This window comes from Acinetobacter corruptisaponis, from assembly GCF_030053775.1.
GTDB lineage: Bacteria > Pseudomonadota > Gammaproteobacteria > Pseudomonadales > Moraxellaceae > Acinetobacter > Acinetobacter corruptisaponis.
Window position 1 is genome coordinate 1,748,667 of sequence record NZ_CP125669.1, and the last position, 17,595, is coordinate 1,766,261.

The 17,595-nt window shown below is 44.1% G+C and carries 22 protein-coding genes; 11 read left to right on the plus strand and 11 right to left on the minus strand.

From position 1 onward, the window contains the following. Nucleotides 1–55: 55 nt before the first annotated feature. The 7 genes from QLH32_RS08330 to msrA all read left to right on the plus strand — a co-directional run bounded on the left by QLH32_RS08330 (nt 56) and on the right by msrA (nt 5,356). Complete coding sequence (locus tag QLH32_RS08330; RefSeq protein ID WP_283269098.1) at nt 56–772, plus strand: DUF3108 domain-containing protein; 717 nt, start codon at nt 56–58, stop codon at nt 770–772. A 144-nt stretch (nt 773–916) separates the two neighbouring features. Next, a complete protein-coding gene (locus QLH32_RS08335; protein WP_004674619.1) occupies nt 917–1,492 on the plus strand; it encodes a xanthine phosphoribosyltransferase in 576 nt (191 codons plus the stop codon). Nucleotides 1,493–1,672: 180 nt separating this feature from the next. Then, complete coding sequence (gene thyA / locus QLH32_RS08340) at nt 1,673–2,515, plus strand: thymidylate synthase (protein WP_267981111.1); 843 nt, start codon at nt 1,673–1,675, stop codon at nt 2,513–2,515. 23 nt (nt 2,516–2,538) lie between these two features. Continuing rightward, a complete protein-coding gene (locus QLH32_RS08345; RefSeq protein ID WP_283269099.1) occupies nt 2,539–3,048 on the plus strand; it encodes a dihydrofolate reductase in 510 nt (169 codons plus the stop codon). Nucleotides 3,049–3,068: 20 nt separating this feature from the next. Continuing rightward, nucleotides 3,069–4,124: an Lnb N-terminal periplasmic domain-containing protein gene (locus QLH32_RS08350; protein WP_283269100.1), complete on the plus strand. Its 1,056-nt coding sequence runs from the start codon at nt 3,069–3,071 to the stop codon at nt 4,122–4,124. A gap of 132 nt (nt 4,125–4,256) precedes the next feature. After that, complete coding sequence (locus tag QLH32_RS08355; protein WP_283269101.1) at nt 4,257–4,724, plus strand: META domain-containing protein; 468 nt, start codon at nt 4,257–4,259, stop codon at nt 4,722–4,724. A 107-nt stretch (nt 4,725–4,831) separates the two neighbouring features. Further along, nucleotides 4,832–5,356, plus strand: coding sequence for a peptide-methionine (S)-S-oxide reductase MsrA (gene msrA, locus QLH32_RS08360; protein WP_279959707.1), 525 nt, complete (start codon nt 4,832–4,834; stop codon nt 5,354–5,356). Between the two features lie 53 nt (nt 5,357–5,409). On the opposite strand, the gene QLH32_RS08365 is transcribed toward msrA, so the two are convergent. The 5 genes from QLH32_RS08365 to QLH32_RS08385 all read right to left on the minus strand — a co-directional run bounded on the left by QLH32_RS08365 (nt 5,410) and on the right by QLH32_RS08385 (nt 9,073). Continuing rightward, on the minus strand, nt 5,410–5,814 hold the full coding sequence (locus tag QLH32_RS08365) for an ExbD/TolR family protein (protein WP_279959708.1): 405 nt from the start codon (nt 5,812–5,814) through the stop codon (nt 5,410–5,412). Continuing rightward, nucleotides 5,814–6,434, minus strand: coding sequence for a MotA/TolQ/ExbB proton channel family protein (locus tag QLH32_RS08370; protein WP_283269102.1), 621 nt, complete (start codon nt 6,432–6,434; stop codon nt 5,814–5,816). The genes QLH32_RS08365 and QLH32_RS08370 overlap by 1 nt, the downstream gene beginning before the upstream one ends. Nucleotides 6,435–6,476: 42 nt before the next feature. Further along, on the minus strand, nt 6,477–7,211 hold the full coding sequence (locus tag QLH32_RS08375; protein WP_279959709.1) for an energy transducer TonB: 735 nt from the start codon (nt 7,209–7,211) through the stop codon (nt 6,477–6,479). A gap of 212 nt (nt 7,212–7,423) precedes the next feature. Further along, nucleotides 7,424–8,287 carry a formyltetrahydrofolate deformylase gene (purU, locus tag QLH32_RS08380; protein WP_267981119.1) on the minus strand — a complete coding sequence of 288 codons (864 nt, stop codon included), beginning with the start codon at nt 8,285–8,287 and terminating at the stop codon, nt 7,424–7,426. Between the two features lie 84 nt (nt 8,288–8,371). Beyond that, the gene (locus QLH32_RS08385; RefSeq protein ID WP_267981120.1) at nt 8,372–9,073 is read right to left on the minus strand and encodes a TetR/AcrR family transcriptional regulator; all 702 of its coding nucleotides are present in this window, start codon (nt 9,071–9,073) and stop codon (nt 8,372–8,374) included. Nucleotides 9,074–9,194: 121 nt separating this feature from the next. On the opposite strand from QLH32_RS08385, the gene QLH32_RS08390 reads away from it, so the two are divergent. From QLH32_RS08390 to QLH32_RS08405, 4 genes are all read left to right on the plus strand, one after another. Next, entirely contained in the window at nt 9,195–10,649 is a 1,455-nt protein-coding gene (locus QLH32_RS08390) for a coniferyl aldehyde dehydrogenase (RefSeq protein ID WP_267981121.1), read from the plus strand. A gap of 168 nt (nt 10,650–10,817) precedes the next feature. Beyond that, complete coding sequence (gene rpmB / locus QLH32_RS08395) at nt 10,818–11,054, plus strand: 50S ribosomal protein L28 (protein WP_004649871.1); 237 nt, start codon at nt 10,818–10,820, stop codon at nt 11,052–11,054. Between the two features lie 12 nt (nt 11,055–11,066). Next, nucleotides 11,067–11,222 carry a 50S ribosomal protein L33 gene (rpmG, locus tag QLH32_RS08400; RefSeq protein ID WP_003654787.1) on the plus strand — a complete coding sequence of 52 codons (156 nt, stop codon included), beginning with the start codon at nt 11,067–11,069 and terminating at the stop codon, nt 11,220–11,222. A 218-nt stretch (nt 11,223–11,440) separates the two neighbouring features. Further along, the gene (locus tag QLH32_RS08405) at nt 11,441–13,156 is read left to right on the plus strand and encodes a cation:proton antiporter (protein ID WP_267981122.1); all 1,716 of its coding nucleotides are present in this window, start codon (nt 11,441–11,443) and stop codon (nt 13,154–13,156) included. Nucleotides 13,157–13,212: 56 nt separating this feature from the next. Here QLH32_RS08405 and QLH32_RS08410 read toward each other — a convergent pair whose 3' ends face one another. From QLH32_RS08410 to QLH32_RS08435, 6 genes are all read right to left on the minus strand, one after another. Further along, nucleotides 13,213–13,491 (minus strand): hypothetical protein, encoded by a 279-nt coding sequence (locus QLH32_RS08410; RefSeq protein WP_267981123.1) that lies wholly within the window; start codon nt 13,489–13,491, stop codon nt 13,213–13,215. A gap of 112 nt (nt 13,492–13,603) precedes the next feature. After that, a complete protein-coding gene (locus QLH32_RS08415) occupies nt 13,604–14,107 on the minus strand; it encodes a DUF6586 family protein (RefSeq protein ID WP_004674592.1) in 504 nt (167 codons plus the stop codon). A 105-nt stretch (nt 14,108–14,212) separates the two neighbouring features. Next, a complete protein-coding gene (locus QLH32_RS08420; protein ID WP_283269110.1) occupies nt 14,213–14,833 on the minus strand; it encodes a hypothetical protein in 621 nt (206 codons plus the stop codon). Between the two features lie 18 nt (nt 14,834–14,851). After that, nucleotides 14,852–15,205 (minus strand): ASCH domain-containing protein, encoded by a 354-nt coding sequence (locus QLH32_RS08425; RefSeq protein ID WP_283269111.1) that lies wholly within the window; start codon nt 15,203–15,205, stop codon nt 14,852–14,854. 6 nt (nt 15,206–15,211) lie between these two features. Next, complete coding sequence (locus QLH32_RS08430; protein WP_283269113.1) at nt 15,212–15,457, minus strand: RNA recognition motif domain-containing protein; 246 nt, start codon at nt 15,455–15,457, stop codon at nt 15,212–15,214. A 61-nt stretch (nt 15,458–15,518) separates the two neighbouring features. Then, nucleotides 15,519–17,498 carry an ATP-dependent helicase gene (locus QLH32_RS08435; RefSeq protein WP_283269115.1) on the minus strand — a complete coding sequence of 660 codons (1,980 nt, stop codon included), beginning with the start codon at nt 17,496–17,498 and terminating at the stop codon, nt 15,519–15,521. Nucleotides 17,499–17,595 lie beyond the last annotated feature (97 nt).

Here is a 17,595-nt window from a genome sequence, read left to right on the forward strand (position 1 = left end):
ATCGTAATGATAAATGAGTGTTCTACTTTACGATGCACTCAAAGGAAACCGTGTTATGACAAAGAAATTATCGAAAGTTCTTGGTTTTACGACAGTAACCTCAGCTGCAATCCTATGTGCAGGCTTATCGAGCCATGCATTGGCAATGGCCCCTTTTCAGGCGAGCTATCAGTTCAGCTACAACAACAAGAATCTCGGTTCTGCGACACGTACCCTTTCGCAACAAGGCAACAACTGGACCTATGTATTCAATGCAAAGGCAGGTGGTATTGCATCCGCAACTGAAACCAGTCAGTTTAGTCTTGCGGACAATAAAATCACCTCACAAAAATTTAGCCGCAGCAGTAAAGTCCTGATCCAAAACAACACCATGAGCATCAACTTTAATCCAGCCAGCAAGGTGATCAACACCAAAAAGGATGACAAAACCCGTTCATTCGCCTGGCAGGCAGGTGCACTGGATGAGTTGAACGCCGAACTCCAGTTGCGTGAAGACCTGAAGAATGGCAACACACTCCAGACGCGCTATTTGATTGCTGATGACAAGGCGGTGGATGAACGTCGTTTTGTGAAACAGGGCAACGAAACCATCAAGACCAATTATGGTACTTTTAACACAATTAAGGTGGTGCTCCAGCATGACAAGCCTGAACGCAACACTGTTTTCTGGCTGGCGCCAAAGCTCGACTATCTGCCAGTAAAAGTGACCCATAATGATGGCAAATCATCCTATGGCCTTTTATTGACAGGCTATTCAGGGAAAACCAACTAAGTTCTAAAACAAGACGCGACTTCGGGTTCAGTGTGTAAATAGGGTTGAAAACTGCATCAACCCAACAATTTTGGCTTGCAATTTTTTGGATGCTTTTTAAAATATGCCTTTGCTTGAAAAAGCATCCGTTTAGAGGATTCTCCCGTGTACGCTTTAGAACAGAAAATCTTAAATGAAGGTATCGTTCTATCTGACCAAGTTTTGAAAGTTGACGCTTTCTTGAACCACCAAATCGACCCTGTACTGATGCAGTTGATTGGTAAGGAATTTGCCGCTCGTTTTAAGGATGCGGGAATTACCAAAATCATCACCATTGAAGCATCGGGGATTGCGCCAGCCATCATGGCGGGTCTAGAACTTGGTGTTCCTGTGATTTTTGCCCGTAAATATCAGTCCTTAACACTTAAGGATGATCTTTACCGCTCTAAAGTGTTCTCATTCACCAAGCAAACTGAAAGCACCATTGCCATTTCAAACAAGCACCTCAGTTCAACAGACAAGGCGCTGGTGATTGATGACTTTCTGGCAAATGGTCAGGCTGCACTGGGCCTCATCGACCTCATTCATCAGGCCAACGCGGAAGTTGTGGGGGTCGGGATTGTGATTGAAAAGTCATTCCAGCCAGGCCGTGATGTCTTGCTTGAGAAAGGCTACCGTGTCGAGTCGCTGGCACGTGTAAAATCCTTGGCGGACGGTAAAGTTAGCTTTATCACAGAATAAGCTTGACCGCTGACGAAAGGGCGCCTTGAGCGCTCTTTTTTATATTGGAAAATGAAAAAATACTACACATCGCAAGTGTCATGCCAAGCGCAATCAAGGTATCATGACAACAATTTTGCTGTTCCATATTCATTGGTTTCAACATCTTTTGATTAACCACAGAATGTTTTAGAGAGAGTTATGCGTACATATTTAGACCTTTTACAACATATCCTCGACAATGGCGGTGACAAGGGTGACCGCACTGGAACGGGTACACGTTCAGTATTTGGTCATCAGATGCGCTTTGACCTTTCCAAAGGCTTTCCGCTATTAACCACAAAGAAAGTTCACTTTCGTTCCATTGTGATTGAGCTACTTTGGTTCCTGAAAGGTGACACCAACGTTCAATATCTCAAGGACAACAAAGTCACCATTTGGGATGAGTGGGCAACTGCGGAACAAACCGCCCGCTTTGGCCGTCCAGAAGGTGAGCTTGGTCCAGTCTATGGCCATCAGTGGCGCAACTTTGGCGCAACACAAAATCAGGATGGCAGCTACCAGCAAAATGGTTTTGACCAAATCCAATGGCTGGTCAATGAAATCAAAACCAATCCCAATTCACGTCGTTTGATTGTGTCAGGCTGGAATCCAAACGAGGCTGGAAAAGTGGCTTTGCCACCCTGCCATACCCTGTTCCAGTTTTTTGTTCAGGATAACAAACTGTCATGCCAGCTTTACCAGCGCAGTGCGGACGTGTTTTTAGGCGTGCCATTCAATATTGCCAGCTATGCCCTGCTTACGCATATGATTGCGCAGGTATGCGGTTTAGAGGTAGGTGACTTTGTCTGGACAGGCGGTGATACGCATTTATATGCCAACCATTTTGAGCAGGCCCAGTTACAGCTTACGCGTGCACCCTTACCGTTGTGCCAGTTAAAGCTTAACCCAGACATCAAGGATATTTTCGATTTTAAATTTGAAGATATTGAAATTGTGGGTTATGAATCACACCCTGCGATCAAGGCACCTGTGGCAGTTTAAAATCAGATTAGGGAGACGATCAAATGGCATGGCAAGGTATAGAAGTTGTTCACGTGGTGGCAATGGATAAAAACAACTGCATCGGCAAGGGCAATGCCCTGCCTTGGCATATTTCTGCTGACCTCAAGCATTTCAAGGCCATCACCCAGGGCGGTGTGGTGATCATGGGCCGTAAAACCCTGGAATCAATGGGACGTGCCCTGCCAAACCGTGTGAACTGGGTGATTACCCGTGATCCGTCATGGCTGTATGAGGATGTGAAGGTGGCGCACAGCATCGAAGAGGCACTTGATGGTGCACTTACAGACGTACAACACGCTGAAAAGTCATCCTTATTTATTATAGGTGGAGGAGAGATCTTCAACCAAACACTTGCGATTGCCGATCGCCTTGAACTAACCCATGTGGATCTGGATGTTCAGGGAGACGCACATTATCCAGAACTCTCTGAGGATTTTCATAAAGTAAACTCAGAACATCATACTGATGAAAAAACCAATATAGCGTTCGAGTTTGCAACCTACCAAAAATAAAAAATGGATTGCAGATGCTCATGCATAACATTGGATCACGAGAGTTCTTTATTGCACTAGGGATTGGTTTCCTACACAGCCTTTTTGCCCTGTTCGTGATCCTCTCCAGTATCTGGTTATGCCTTGCCTTATGGATTCAACAGCCCCTCGGAACGGTGCTCAGCCGTGTGGTCATCGTCATCTGGGGCTTATTTGCCCTGAGCCTAATTGGCTTTTATGTCAGTGGGCATTTATTTAGCCGCCGTACTGACATCATCATCTACTGTCTGGTGTTTGCCTGTTCACTTGGCTGGTATTTTTCTTTGGATGCAAGACAGGACCGAGACTGGAATCCTGAAGTTGCTGAACAGTTGAGCTACGAAAAACAAGGTGACCTTGTAACCTTGCATAAAGTTCGCAATTTTGACTGGCATAAAGATGGCAGCTACGATATTCGCTGGGAAGACCGTCACATTGACCTGAATAAAATCACAGGCGTGAATGTGATTACCTCCTACTGGATGGGGCCACAAATTGCACATACATTGGTCAGCTTTGATTTCTCTGATCAAAAACCCCTGGTTTTTTCCATTGAAATTCGCAAAGAAAAAGGTGAAGAATTTTCAGCCATTGGCGGTTTTTTCCGTAAATATGAACTCAGCCTAGTCGCCTCTGACGAAAAAGACATTGTGTATACCCGAAGCAATATCCGCCATGAACAGGTCTACCTATTCCCGATCAAAATGCCTGCCACTGAACGCAAGGCCCTCTTCATTGAGTATCTCGACAAGGCTGATGAATTACGGGCTGAGGCGAAATGGTACAATACACTGACCAGTAACTGCACCACGCTGGTATTTGATATGGTACAGGCGATTAATCCACAACGACTACCTAAAGATTACCGTTTATTGGCATCAGGCTATCTACCCAATTACCTCTATGATCTTAGGGCACTGGATCAAAATTACAGCATGAAAGAATGGTATCAGATGGCCTATATCAATACGCGTACCGCAGATTTTGGGCAGCGGTCAGACCAAAGCAGTGAGGCATTTTCCAGGTTGATTCGAACAGGTTTACCAAAGAGTGAATAATTAAGTATAAATTCACGTGAATATTTACCAAAAACTACGTTCATCCTACAAAAACACTTATAAAAACGTGAATCATTTCACATTATATTTTGATGTAATATATCCAGCAAAACAAACAACTGAGTTTATCTTATGGTAAAAAAAATTTTAGCGGCAAGCACTTTGGCTGCAACATTGGCATTTACAGGCTGTGCATCACTTGAATCTTCCCTAAACGCAAACTCTTCAACAGCGATTGTTTTACAGAATACCCCATGGTTTGCAACCGAAGTCAATGGGACAAAAATCCAGTTGGATAACCCGAACCGCCCAACACTGTCTTTTGATACAGACAGTAAACGCTTTGGCGGTGCTGACGGCTGTAACAAGATTCAGGGTAGCTATGAAACCAAGGGCCAACAGCTTAGCCTAGGCCAAATTGCAGGTACATTGATGGCTTGCCATGGCGTACAGGACACGGTTTCCCGTCAGTTTAATGATGCTTTAGCAAAAACAGATCGTTATGAAATTAAAGGCCATGAGTTGAAATTTCTAGACAAATCAGGTCAAACTTTAGTGAAATTTGTGACGGTTATTCAGCCACTTCCTTTCAAGAACTGATAATGTCCTGAGCCAAAAAGTAAAAGCCCGTTTCAAATACGGGCTTTTACTTTTTAGGCACTTCGTTTACTTTAATAGCATTCTGAAAAATTAGAAAAGGGAAATATATGCAGCAAGCACTGTTTGGTGGTGGATGTTTTTGGTGTGTAGAGGCTGTGTTTTTACAGCTTAAAGGTGTAGAGAAAGTGGTGAGTGGCTATGCGGGGGGTATTGTCCACAACCCAAGTTATGAGCAGGTCTGTCAGGGCAATACACAGCATGCCGAGGTGGTCCTGATTGATTTCGATGAACAGCAGATCAGCTATTCACAACTCCTGAACGTGTTTTTCACCACACATGATCCAACCACATTAAACCGCCAGGGCAATGATATTGGCACACAATACCGCTCCGTCATCTACTATTTCAATGATGAACAGAAACAGCAGGCTGAGCAGGTCATTCAGGGTCTGGAAGATGAAAACCTCAACATTGTCACCGAGTTAAGTCCAGCACCTACATTCTATCCTGCGGAAGAATATCACCAGAATTTCTATGCCCGCAACCCATCACAGGGTTACTGCAACTTTAGCATCCCACCCAAGCTTTCCAAATTACGCTCCAGATTTGTAGACCTGCTCAAAACTGATTAGACATAAAAAAGCAACTCATCATTGAGTTGCTTTTTATCTAACGAATTGAAAGTCTAGTTTTTGCTTACAAAGGCAATATCACTTAAACCTGCTTCACTGGCACGGGACATCACCTGAGCCACGGTATCATATTTGGACTCTTTATCCGCTTCCAGTTGAACTGTTGGCTTTTGCTCGCCCTGTCCTGCCTCATGCAACCTGGTTTCAAGCTCTGCTAAACCTAGATTTTGCCCGTCCAGGAAAATTTCACCATTGGCTTTAATACTAATGGTCATCGCTTTTGGTGGCGGTGGCTGAATCTCTGCCTGAGTTTGTGGTAAATTTAATGGAATTGATGGGTTAGCAACCGTTGCTGTGACTAAAAAGATAATCATCAATACCAACATAATGTCGATCAGAGGAATGAGGTTCATCTCATTCATGCCACTATCGTGGTCTTCACCCAATTGAAAGCCCATTAAGCCTGACCTCCAACTAAGCTTTGTTGCGTTGTCTTGGTTTCTGACACTGCCGCTGTTTCCTGTTGCAACATGGTGTCAATCAATAGCTTGTGCGCCTGATCCTGTAAGTCATGTGCCAAACCACGATTGAAACGTACACAGATGTTATAGGTAAGTACCGCAGGAATTGCCACAGCAAGACCAAGACCAGTCATGATCAGGGCTTCACCGACTGGGGTTGCCACCTGAGCCAGGCCTACCTGTCCACTATTACCCACTGCGACCAGTGCATGGAAAATTCCCCACACCGTACCAAACAAACCCACAAATGGTGCAAGTGAGGCAATCGTCCCAAGAACAGAGACACCTTTTTCCGCCTGTGACTTTTCGGCAGAAATCTGGCGAAGCAATGCCTGTTCCGCAACAGCCTTACGCTGTTCAAAGGTTAAAGGCTGTAGCTTAGACTTCAACGTGGCCAAGGCCTGGGCAAGCTGGGCATAGGCCTGTTGCTTCAACTGGCGTGTTCCCAATAGGCGTAGAATGAAAATAGTCCATGTCGCAATCGACATTGCTAAAAGGATGAAATACAGTGTTTTACTTACTGCATCTGCATGTTGCCAATAAACTGAAAAGTTCATATACGAACTCCTGATTTTATCTGTCGCGAGGACTCAAATTGATTAAGGACTAAGATCAAACGGTTGCTCTGCTCGAATTGGGTAAGCAACACCATTTTCCATATAAGGTTTAAATTTTGCACTTCTGACAGCACGTAAAATCTTTTCATCCAGACTTGGCAAACCACTACTGCGCGTAATGCGGGCATTGGTAATTTTACCTTTCTCATCTGCTTCGATGAGTACCATTGCTGAACGCGGCTGGTTTTCCAGATCTTTTGCGGACACTGACAGTTTTGGTGAACGGCTCCACTGCACGCCTGAACCACCAATTGAAACACGTTTTGGAGATGGATCCGCTGGCGGCGCTGCTGGTTTTGGTGCTTCGACCACTGGCTGTGGTTTTTCAACCACAGTGGTGCTCACCACAACAGATTCAACCTTGGGCTCAACTGTTTCAACCACAGGTTTTGGCGTTTCTGCTTTTTTAACCTGCTGAATCTTCTTCGGTGGTGGAGGTAATGCCTTTTCAACCACCTTGACCTCTTTCACTTCTTTTTTCGGTTCAGGTGGCTTTGGCTTTTCTTTAGGCTTCGGTGGCTCAGGCTTCGGTGGTTCCTTAATTTTAACGAACTTGACCTTGAGCGGCTGTTTTTCGACTGGTCTTAACTCAATCGTTTTCATGTGGCTCACCGCCCACAGAACTCCCACATGACCAATCACAACCGCCACGAGGGCAGCGATGATTTTTTTCTTCATCGGATGAGGTGTATTCAATATTGCAGGAGATTGACTCATAAGAATCTAAGTACCTAATAGATGGTGACGCTTTAAAAATAAAAAACGATTTCACTCATCGGATAGAACAATGAAAGTGGGCTAATAATAAATGAGAAGTGTTTTCATTTGCAACTATTTTTTCTTGTATAATCATTAGCCATTGAAAAATAGGCATAAAAAAACATGCCTTACAGCATGTTCTTTTTACATAATGCATACACAATAACAAATTAGAACACTACAGTTTTATTGCCATCGACAATGATGCGGTCTTCCAGATGCCATTTGACTGCACGTGCCAATACATTACGTTCGACGTCCTCGCCCAACTCACGCAATTGCTCAACATTGTAGTCATGGCTGACACGTTCAACATCCTGCTCAATGATTGGACCCTGATCAAGGTCGGCAGTGACATAATGCGCTGTGGCACCAATCAGCTTCACCCCTTTCTCATAGGCCTGTTTATACGGGTTTGCACCAACGAAAGCAGGCAGGAATGAATGGTGAATGTTGATGATCTTCATTTCCCATTGCGAAACAAACTCTTCGCTCAGGATTTGCATATAACGCGCCAGAATCAATAGGTCATTGCCTTGCATCATCTCATTAATCTGGGCGTAAGCTTCCACCTTGTTGTCCTTGTTGACAGGCACCACATGGAACGGAATACCAAAATTTTCAACCGCTTCGCGTAAGTCTGGATGGTTGGAAACCACTTGGGTGATTTCACATGGCAACGAACCACGTGCATGGCGCCATAACAGCTCCAGCAAGGCATGGTCCACTTTGGAAACCAGAATCCCGACTTTCTTTAGTTCACCCACGAAAGTTAGTTTCCATTGCATTTCATAGCGATCTGCAACATTGGCCGCAAAGGTTTGCATCAGGGCTTCTTTACGGGACTGTAAATGATCTAGCTCAAACTCAACACGCATAAAGTAACGTCCGCCTTGAGCTTCTGTTGCGTACTGATCAAGTGCGGTAATGTTTGCTCCCTGATGATACAAAAAGCTCGATACAGCTTGCACGATCCCTGGCTTGTCTTCGCAAGTAATCAGTAGTCGTGCCGTATGGGCAGTGGTCGTGTTCATGTGGTTAATATCACTTATTCGAATCAAGTTAAAATCAAGCCGAGCATTCTAGCGCTTTTTTGTCATTGACTAAATAGGTGAAGCCTACTCATCGTCGTCATTTTTAAGATTGGAGAGGCTGGCAAACAATTCTGATGGACCGAGTGAGCGCAGTAACTGCTCGTAGGTCTGACGGCTTTCCCCCATTAAATATGGGCCTTCCAGGAAAACCATTTGACGCAATGCCTGCCAGACCCACTTTTCCTCCAGACGGTTGTTGTCACTGATATGGCCCGACATATACAAAAAGTTGGTCCAGTTGGTCAGTACAATCCAAAGGTTGATGATCAATGCCTCAATTTCCGAGTCCGTCATTTTCATCAGGCCAGCATCCACAAATGCACGGTAAATTTTCTGCCCCTGCTGCATCACCTGACCTGCAAAATGTGGATAAACTTTGCGAAAGTCTTCATTATTTTCGACCAGATGATAGACATCACGATGAATAAAACGATAGGCCCATAACTGGTTGCTCAACACCTGAAAATACCTGATTTTGTCATTGGCATTTAAAGGTCGATCTGTTGGTAATGCCAACATTTCCAAAGTTTCAGCCTGATATTGCTGTGCTAATTCTTTAATAATTTCCTGCTTGTTTCTAAAGTGATAATACAGGTTGCCTGGGCTGATCCCCAGTTCAGCCGCAATGTGGTTGGTTGTGACCGAACGCTCGCCACGCTCATTAAACAGCTGCAAACTGATTTGCAAAATTCGATCTTTGGTTTTGTTCGGTTTAGCATGCGACATTGATTTTAACCATCTATAACATTATCAATAGGTTATAAAACAAACCTATAAAGCGACTTGACACTTTAGAGTATTTACTCTAAAAATTAAAAAATAATAAGCTTTCTTTTGGTCCACTCCTATGAACAGTCAAACAAAAACAACCGCGATGACACCTCGTGTCGATGTACAACGGTTACATGATTTGCTTGAGCAGCAGCAAGCAGCCTACCAACGCCATCCTGTACCAAGCGCAAAAGAACGTATTGAACGCTTAGCCCGACTTAAAAACATCTTGGTAAAATATCAAGATCAATTTGCGAACGCAATCAGTCAGGATTATGGCAACCGTGCCATTATGGAAACCAAGATTGGTGAAGTTCTTACCTGTTTAGAGCATATCAAGTACTATAGCAAGAACCTGACTGAATGGATGCAGCCCTCTAAGCGCCATATCAGCATGTTACACCAACCTGCAAAAGGCTGGGTACAGTATCAGCCATTAGGCGTGATCGGTATTATTGCACCGTGGAACTATCCATTACTACTTTCAGTTGGTCCACTGATCTGTGCATTGGCTGCGGGTAACCATGCCATGATCAAGATTTCAAGTGCATCATCAAACTTCGGTTATGTGCTTGAAAATGCCCTTTCTGAAGCATTTCCTCAAGAGTTGGTGACCGTGGTCAATGGTGGTGGTGCCATTTCGGATGCGTTCAGCCATCTGCCTTTCGATAAAATGATTTTTACAGGTTCAACCTCTGTCGGTAAAACCGTGATGGCTGCCGCTTCACAGAACCTTGTTCCTGTGATTCTGGAACTAGGTGGCAAGTCTCCAGCACTGGTCCATTCTTCAATGAATATCCGTGATGTGGCGCAACGTGTTGCTGTAGGCAAGCTCTGGAATGCAGGTCAGACCTGTGTTGCGCCTGACTATATGTTCCTGCCTAAAGGCAAGACCGCAGAGTTCACAAAACACTATCAGGATTTTGTGAACACGATGTACCCAACTCTGCGTGACAACAAGGACTATACCTCTATTGTCAATGACAAGCAGTACAACCGTCTGCAAGGTTATCTGGAAGATGCACGTGACCAGGGCGCAAGTATTGTTGAATTAAATAGCAAAAATGAGCCTTTAACTGAGGTTCGTAAAATTGCCCCTACACTCTTGACGGGTGTGACCACCGAAATGGACATCATGAAGAATGAAATCTTCGGCCCTATTCTGCCTATTTTAGAATATGAGCACATTGAAGATGCGATCCAGTTCATCAACAGCCGTCCACGTCCATTGGCGTTCTATTATTTTGACATTGACAGCGCACGTGCGGACTATGTTGCTGGACGCACCCATTCAGGACATTTTGGCATCAACCAGGTACTGACCCATGTGGCACAGGATGACCTGCCATTCGGTGGTATCGGTGCGTCAGGTATGGGTAAATACCACGGTAAGGAAGGCTTCTTCAGCTTCTCGCATGAGCGCTCAATGATGTCCAATCCTGTTAGCCCGAAACTGTACAGCCTCAAATTTATTTTGCCGCCGTACAATAAAGCAGCGCACAAACTGCTTTTGAAAACCCTATTCCGCTAAGCTGATCAAGGCATGATCTATTACACTAGATCATGCCCCGTTTTTACCAAATTCGCTTGTCTTTTAATCGTATTTTTGGTATAAAACGCCCCTTGAATGATTTCATCCGTTTACTTGAATGGCTAGTTGCACGAAACAGTGCTGTATAAACTAGCAATGGAGTTCACCATGTCTAAGGTTTGCCAAGTTACCGGCAAGCGTCCAATCGTTGGTAACAACGTATCGCACGCAAACAACAAAACCAAACGCCGGTTCGAGCCGAACCTGCACCACCACCGCTTTTGGTTAGAAAGCGAAAAACGTTTTGTACGTCTTCGCTTAACCACTAAAGGTATGCGTATTATTGATAAATTGGGTATCGAGAAAGTTGTTGCTGATCTCCGTGCTCAAGGTCAAAAGATCTAAGGAGTCTGAGCAATGCGTGATAAGATTCGTCTCGTTTCTACAGCTGGTACTGGTTATTTCTATACCACAACTAAAAATAAACGTACTATGCCGGAAAAAATGGAAATCAAAAAATTTGATCCAAAAATCCGTCAACACGTGATTTTCAAAGAAGCTAAAATTAAATAATTTTAGTTCCTTAAAAAAACGGCTTCTCTTGAAGCCGTTTTTTTTATTGCCTAAAAAATGCTATTAATAGTAAGAAATGAGTTACATGATTTTTTTTGATCATTAAAAAAATTGTCATCAACAAATTCGATTTTACTTGTTACAATTTATTCGCTGTTTTCTTGGCATGTTTTATGCTCATTTATTTCTACCTTAACCGCAACGATTAAGGAACTACAATGCCACATGATGTTGATTTGATTATATTACTTGCTGTCGGTTTTGGTATGGCCCTTATTTTTGGCTATATCGCAGCACGTCTACGCCTACCTCCCTTAATCGGTTATTTAGTTGCAGGCATTATTATTAGTCCAAATACGCCTGGTGTGGTGGGTGATATTCAGCTCGCCAACCAGCTTGCCGAACTTGGAGTGATGTTCCTGATGTTTGGCGTGGGCATGCATTTTTCCCTCAATGATTTACTTCAGGTCCGCCGTATTGCCCTACCTGGCGCGATTCTGCAAATTGCGGTTGCCACCTTGCTTGGTATCGGTGTTTCCATGTTATGGGGCTGGAGCTTTGGTTCAGCGCTCATCTTTGGTTTAAGCCTATCCTGTGCCAGTACCGTGGTCTTGCTCAAGGCACTGGGTGATCGTGGGCTACTCGACTCGGTTAATGGAAAAATTGCAGTGGGCTGGCTGTTGGTTGAAGACCTTGTCATGGTTCTCGCGCTGGTTCTTTTACCTGCAACCGCCGTGTTACTGGGCGGACACGCCTTGCCTGGTACAGACACCTCACAAAGTATCTGGCTGACGATTGGCATTACCCTACTCAAAGTCACAGGCTTTATTGCATTTATGCTGATTATTGGCAAACGCCTTGTGCCAATGATAATGCAGTTTGTCGCTCGTTTAGGTTCACGCGAATTATTTACCTTAACTGTAGTTGCAGCGGCGGTTTCGATTGCCTACGGTTCCTATGCTGTTTTTGGTGTTTCAATGGCACTTGGCGCTTTCTTCGCGGGTATGGTGGTGAAAGAGTCCGACTTTAGCCATCGTGCAGAAGAGGAAACCCTACCATTACGTGAAATCTTCTCAATTTTATTCTTTGTCTCAGTCGGAATGCTGTTCGATCCAAGTATCCTGATTGAAGAGCCTTTGCGTATTCTGGCGGTCATCGCCATTATTATGGTGGGTAAAACTTTGGCCGCGATGGCATTGGTTTTATTCTTCCGCTATCCGATCAATACCGCTTTAACAGTCGGTGCCAGTTTGGCGCAAATCGGTGAGTTTTCGTTTATCCTTGCGACACTTGGGCTATCACTGGGTTTACTCACTCCTGATGCACAGAACCTGATTCTGGCAGGTGCACTGTTCTCAATTACCCTCAACTCATTTGTGTTTTCTGCCATTGAACCTGTACAACGCTGGATTCGTGAGCGCTCGCATTTGGCACGTTTGTTGGAACGTAGTGGTGACCCACTGGCTATGCTTCCAGATGAGGTGGATCAGGCCTATTTACGCGATCAGGTGGTGATTATTGGCTATGGTGGCGTAGGTCGCCGTATCAGTGAAAACCTGATACAGCAAAACATCAAGGTGGTGATTGCTGAGGAAAACCGTGAGATTGTGGAAAAACTGCGTTCTCAAGGCATTGCCGCGGTCAGCGGTGAGGCAACTGAACCCAATGTGCTGATTCAGGCCCATATCCAACATGCACGCCTGCTGGTCATTTCCCCAATGGATATTCTGGATATTCACCGTATTGTTGATATTTCCAAACAGCTTAACCCTGAAATTCAGGTACTGGTCTGTGCTGAGAGCAAGGAAGAGGCTGCGGTGATTCGGGAGGAGCACTTGGGTGAAGTATTCTATGCCAAGGAAGAAATGGCGAAGAATATGAGTCATCATATTTTGAACCAGATTGAACTCGCACACCAATCCCCTGCACATTAAACATTTTCAGGGCAATAAAAAAGCGTACCCAAAGTACGCTTTTTTAACTTTCAGCATTAGCTGAAATGGGTGGGTTGCTCATCCACAATCTCAGCCTGCACCTGATTCATCTGCTTTTCCAGCAGGCCAAACAGGGCCGCCTGAATCATATGCTGTGCAACCATTGGTGTCTGTTCACCTAAAATTGCCTTAACTTCATCACTAAACTGTATCTTCACCAAGGGCTCCTGTTCAGAACCAGCATTACGCAAAGCAAGTTCGCCACCTTCAAGTTGAACCAATTCCAGTATCGCTTCCTGATTACCGAATAACTCTTTTAACTGTTGCATTGACATATATTTTCTCCATGCTTCAACATGGTGGCAAAGTACCCTTGCACTTTGCGCTCTCACGTCTTATCTATATAGGTCCTGTTTGCGCAGATTTCAAGTCTAAGATCAATTCAGGCTAGAACTCAACCATCTCGTTACGAAAACCATCAATTAAATGGCTTAACTCACGATGCCACTCCCGCAGAATCTTGGCATCTGGCAGCCATGCCTGTGGGCTTTGGGTGACCTTGATAATCAGGTTTGAGGAGGTCTCATTTTCAGGCTCTGGTGCTGTTGGTTCTGGTGCGTATTGACACATGCGGTAAGCACGTTTTAATTCGGCAATAAAACCATCTTTCGCCAGTTGCTGCAACACCAGCACTTCTGGCGACACCTGCCCCTTGTCCGCCATGTGTTCCTCAATGGATTTAAAGGTCGGCTGTAAATCATTTAAGCGGTAGTAGCGCACCAGTTCCTGCAAAAAAGCTAGAATCGCTCCATGCAAATGGAAAACCGCAGCCTCACGATAGGCCTGTGCCTGTTGGATATGTTCAGTTTGCTCAGCTTGTTGACATGCGAGTCGGGCAAAATACAGTTTTTGATTGGTGCGATCAGCATGGTAACGGGCAACACGGGACATAACACATTCCTTTCAGTCAAGCATTTACTTGGGTCTATTTCATTCAAAAGACCTTAATGTATTGTAGAAGTAATTGTTCTCTTTGAATATGCAAATTTATTCAGATTATAGTTCTTTCATAATCGCATTACGGAGCTTTTCAACCTGTTTTACATCTTCCCCTGCCACCATGGCATATACAAAAGATTGCTGATTTTGATCTACACATTTCACCGCAGCACGGTTATTCTGAAAATTACCATAAACATTAAATTGATTTTGCACAATTTTTGAAAAACCAAGCTTCTGTAATACCTTATATCCCTTATCCGCACATGCTCCCACTGACAGGTTTAATTGTTTATGGTCTGACCACAGTTGTGGAGGAGAATTAAGAAAGGGTTTTAACTGCTGTGCTTTAGCCATAATTCTAATACTATTTGGACTTACGACCTGATAGCTCATGTCAAGCTTATTTAGTCCTACTTCTAAAAACTGTAAAAAATTAGAATTTTTTAGGCGAATAGGGGCTGTCTTGTTTTGGTCTACATTTGCATCAAAACTAAAATTGATACCAAACTCATGCCTAATCAAATGGGTCACAGTTGACACTGAAGCATCTTCAAAATTAAATTGTGATACCTTTTGGTCTTGTAGTTTTTTTCTCATTTCTGCCCGATAGTCAGGCATTGCAAAACTATTTTGTAAAATGAAGAAAAATAATAAACCCATCAAAAGTTTGTACATATTTTTATACCTTGTTATTTATACTTCAATTTTATATAGCTTTCGTTTAGCCATGACCTCAATCGGTTCAGCAAAAGGCCGTACATTACTGATCACCCAGGCAAAATATCCCTCAGCCCAATAGGAGGCGCAGGCAGCCTCCATTTCGTCTGGCTGCCACGGATGCACTGATTCAATGTCAACCAGCGCCACTGCCAATCCCGCTTCCTCATCACCATCATTCAAAAGGAAGTTTTGATTCTCAACAATAACCAGGTTTTTTAATGGAAAGCTTTCAGGTTGCCATGAGCGAACCTCCAGGGTCTTTAGCCCTTGTACAATCCGCCCACCATTCGGTGTGACAATGGATAAAGCGGTATATTGCTTTAACATCTGGATTTAGGCTTTGTCTTCCGCTATTTTCACACGGATACCAGCGCCTTTCACTTTCAAGGTATTTAGGCCTTTAACAGCCTTAACCGCCTCACGTGGATTTGGCATTTCCACAAAACCAAAGCCTTTCGACTTGCCTGTTGCAGCATCCTTGACCACCACACAGGATTCGACTGCGCCATATGCTTTGAATAGGTCGAGCACTTCTGCATCGGTTACGCCACGGTCTAAATTACGAACTAAAATTTTCATGTTAAAACCTAAAAGATGATTCACGCTTAAAGAGGTGAATCAAAAAATGAATCCGTCTAGTTTAATCCAAATCAATCCCAAAACCTAAACTGATTGCAGTTGAACGGGAGCGACTGGCTTGACCATAGGCACGTGGAATATCACGATGAATCCGAATATCGACCAAATCCTGAGGTAAATCATTAAGGAAATAGCTTTCTATTTTTCTACCCAGCTCATCATACTGATCATGTGACCATAAATTTAAATTCTGTTTGGTCAAAATCAGCTCATTTTCCGCACGGGTTAAGGCAACATAAAGCACTCGACGCTCCTCCTCCACATCATCAAAGTCACCCTGTGCCCGCGCATGCGGATATTGTGTGGGTGAGACATGCGGCACATAACAGACCTTTTGTTCAGCCCCTTTGGCTGAATGGATGGTAATCAATGTGACCAGGTCCTGATCTGGAGTTTTATCAATTTCTGAAACAGAAATCGGATCAAGTACATATTCCTCGAGGAATTCTCCAAGCGAACTGTGCTTGCGTGCCAGTTGCTTGACCAAGTCAAAGTCTTTGACACGACGTGACCAATCTTTAGTTTTATAATTATTTTCCAGTTGTTCATTCAAGGCATCCAAGGCCAGACCAATGCAGGCTTCAACATGCTGTTGCAATACATCCAGTTGCATCAAGATTAAAATCGCTTGTTGTGGTACTTTGCCATGTCGCTCCAAGCGCTGACAACGTGCCTCGATATCAGGCAGTTGAATGAGTTCCTGCGCCAATTTACTGGCACCGACATCACCCACCCCATCCCAGAGCGTCAGGAAACGCATCCAGGCTAGATCATCCTGTGGATTGACACTAACGCGAAGTAAGCTCAACACGTCTTTGACATGCGCTGATTCAAGCAACTTCACTCCACCAATAAAACGATATGGAATATTCGCCGCAATTAACGCTCCCTCAAGATAACGACCGCTAAATCCTGAACGTAATAACACCATATGTTCAGCCCAAGCAGCACCTTGACTATGTCGCTGATTTAAATCCTGAATAATCCAGTTGGCTTCCTCAAACTCATTACTCAAGATATGCAGTTGTGGTTTTAAACCTTGACCACGATAGGCCTGTAAATGTTTGCCATACTCAATCGGACTTTGTTGCAATAACCAATTGGATAAATCCAGAATGCCTTGTGTGGAACGATAATTCATTTCCAGCGTCAGCACTTCAGCATCGGGTACACACTCTTTAAAGTGATGAATATTTTCAAAGTCAGCGCCACGGAAGCCGTAAATGGACTGCGCATCATCCCCAACACAAAACAGTTTCACTTTACCAATCAAAGGTTGTAGTAAGGCCCATTGCAGTGGGTTGGTATCCTGCATTTCATCAACTAACAGTGCCGAACAGAAACCAGTGACCCAATTCACCAACTCAGGTGAATTCTGTAAATGCACTGCCACAATCGCCAGAATATCATCATAATCCAGAAAATTACGTTCTTGCTTACGCTGTTCGTAGGCTTTCATCAATTCAGCAATTTGTGTTTTATATTCGATGGCTTGGGGTAACTGTTCAACCAAGGCCTCTGATAGTTTGGTCTTGGTATTACGGGCATAGGAATATAGGTCACACAGCTCGGCTGCTTTCGGCAACACATTGCCCTTATCCTTGCCACGCAACAGGCGAAACATCAGCAACTGATCATCTCGGTCAATAATGCTGAACTGGGTCAGACCAAATACTTTTGGATTACGGCGCAGCAGGTAAATACAAAAAGTATGAAAAGTCGAGGCACGCAAACCTTTTGCCTGCACGCCCATATGCTGTTCAACTCGGGTCACGATTTCACTGGCTGCACGGCGGGTAAAGGTCAAAATCTGGATCTGTTGTGCTGGCAAACCTTTGTCAATTAAATACGCTGCCCTTGCCACAATGGTTTTGGTCTTGCCACAACCTGCCCCTGCCAGCACCAGACAGTTTTGTGCAGTCGTGGTGGCAGCCCGTTTTTGTTGTGGATTCAGTTCATCAATTAGCTTGGCAAGCGTCATAAAAGCGGTCAATTAAAAACGAAGTGCTATTTTAACAGACTAAAGCAGGAGAGATATTTTCTGCTACAAAACAAAAAGAGCATGTGTGACACATGCC